We start from the raw sequence: 1,792 nt of genomic DNA, 5'->3' as shown, positions 1-1,792 counted from the left end.
GGAGGTAACAGGGGTTCGAATCCCCTACGGGTCACCATGGAGACTTAGCTCAGCTGGGAGAGCATCTGCCTTACAAGCAGAGGGTCGGGGGTTCGATCCCCTCAGTCTCCACCATATCATCCTCATTAACGAGGATTCATAATGACGCGGGGTGGAGCAGTCCGGTAGCTCGTCGGGCTCATAACCCGAAGGCCGCAGGTTCAAATCCTGCCCCCGCAATTTATCTCCAAAAAGTCTACATATGTTTCGTAACATATTGCAGATCCTTTGCAGGAGAATTATTCAAGGCCGTGGAACCGTGGTGTAGAGGCCTAACATGCCTGCCTGTCACGCAGGAGATCGCGGGTTCGAATCCCGTCGGTTCCGCCATTTTACTTCGCTTCAGGAATGATTCTTGGAACGATTCAAACAAAGTGAGAGCCATTAGCTCAGTTGGTAGAGCACCTGACTTTTAATCAGGGTGTCGAAGGTTCGAGTCCTTCATGGCTCACCAGTTTTACTTTCACTTGCGGACGTGGCTCAGCGGTAGAGCATCGCCTTGCCAAGGCGAGGGTCGCGGGTTCGATTCCCGTCGTCCGCTCCAATATTTGCGCCCTTAGCTCAGCTGGATAGAGCGTTTGACTACGAATCAAAAGGTCAGGAGTTCGAATCTCTTAGGGCGCGTTTTATAAGCCGGTGTGGCGGAATTGGCAGACGCGCGCGACTCAAAATCGTGAGGGAAACCGTGGGGGTTCGAGTCCCTTCACCGGCATTCAATTTCATAACGGGATGTAGCTCAGCTTGGTAGAGCACCTGGTTTGGGACCAGGGGGTCGCATGTTCGAATCGTGTCATCCCGATCACGGAAGCCATCGAAATTTTCGGTGGCTTTTTTGCTGTATAAATATGTAATCCCCAGGTCACAATAAAAGAAAAAGACAGGGAATAGAAGGGGATTATCGTGAATGCAACTCGGATCAAGAAACAACTGCAAAAGCAGTGGCGGCGTTTGAAACGCCGGTCGTTAACGTTAGGGTTATCTTCGCTGTTGATCGCGATCGTGTGGGTCAGCATGTATTTGCCGGACAAGGTACAAAGCTTGCTAAGCTCCAAACCGCCAGTGGCCATAGAAACGCTTCAATATTATCAGCAATCCGAAGGGATGAGCGATCCGGAGGATTCGAACTTTTGGAAACTGCTTAACAAATCCAAGCAAATTAATGAGGTGGTCGTCCGCCACAGTTATGTTTGCGGCGAAGAGGAACGGTCGTTAGGCAAGCTGAACGTGGATGAAATATATAATTTGCTGAATGAACACCCGTCCTGGAAGGGACAATTTGAGGGGCAGGGCAAAGTCGTTTTGAACGAAACGATTCATGATCTTTCGCCGGCCTGCAAACAACGGGCCTACATGAGTTTGGACAAGGACGGCAATTTGTCTTTGTTTGACGGTCCGCCCGAACAGGAGAAAGTCATTAAGACGTTTTTTCAGCTGGATATCAACTCCATGGAGTCTTCCTTGCCGGACGATGCGTTAAGACATTTGTATGACGGCATTCGCATTCAAGACATCGACGAATATAACAGCGTCCTGTCCACGTTCAGCGATTACGCGCGTGAAGGATGACGGCCGATGCTAAAAGAAAAGGATCCCTTATGTCAGGATGACATTCGGGATCCTTTTGTCGGTACGCCCAGCATGGGCGTCATCTCTAGGGTGAAAGTCCCGAACGGGGGCTGGCGAGCGCCTACCGTTAGCCAAGGGCAAGGGTGTCTGCCGCGAGGCAGAATCCGAAGGAAGCCGGAGGCAAAAG

1 protein-coding gene and 8 tRNA genes are annotated in these 1,792 nt (G+C 50.9%); all 9 read left to right on the top strand.

From position 1 onward, the window contains the following. Positions 1-38: 38 nt before the first annotated feature. The 9 genes from KI367_RS26620 (at position 39) to KI367_RS26580 (ending at position 1,605) form a co-directional block, all read left to right on the top strand. Positions 39-114: transfer RNA gene (locus tag KI367_RS26620), tRNA-Val, on the top strand. Between the two features lie 31 nt (positions 115-145). Then, a tRNA-Met gene (locus KI367_RS26615) sits at positions 146-219 on the top strand. Positions 220-292: 73 nt separating this feature from the next. After that, positions 293-369: transfer RNA gene (locus tag KI367_RS26610), tRNA-Asp, on the top strand. A 48-nt stretch (positions 370-417) separates the two neighbouring features. Then, positions 418-493, top strand: a tRNA-Lys gene (locus KI367_RS26605). A gap of 15 nt (positions 494-508) precedes the next feature. Next, positions 509-583 (top strand) — tRNA-Gly (locus KI367_RS26600). A gap of 6 nt (positions 584-589) precedes the next feature. Then, positions 590-663: transfer RNA gene (locus KI367_RS26595), tRNA-Arg, on the top strand. A gap of 8 nt (positions 664-671) precedes the next feature. Further along, a tRNA-Leu gene (locus KI367_RS26590) sits at positions 672-751 on the top strand. A 13-nt stretch (positions 752-764) separates the two neighbouring features. Further along, positions 765-838 (top strand) — tRNA-Pro (locus KI367_RS26585). A gap of 101 nt (positions 839-939) precedes the next feature. Next, complete coding sequence (locus KI367_RS26580; RefSeq protein ID WP_246537350.1) at positions 940-1,605, top strand: BofC C-terminal domain-containing protein; 666 nt, start codon at positions 940-942, stop codon at positions 1,603-1,605. Positions 1,606-1,792 lie beyond the last annotated feature (187 nt).

It is taken from the genome of Paenibacillus cookii, assembly GCF_018333375.1.
GTDB lineage: Bacteria > Bacillota > Bacilli > Paenibacillales > Paenibacillaceae > Paenibacillus_AQ > Paenibacillus_AQ cookii.
This window is presented reverse-complemented; position numbering and strand designations above follow the sequence as displayed.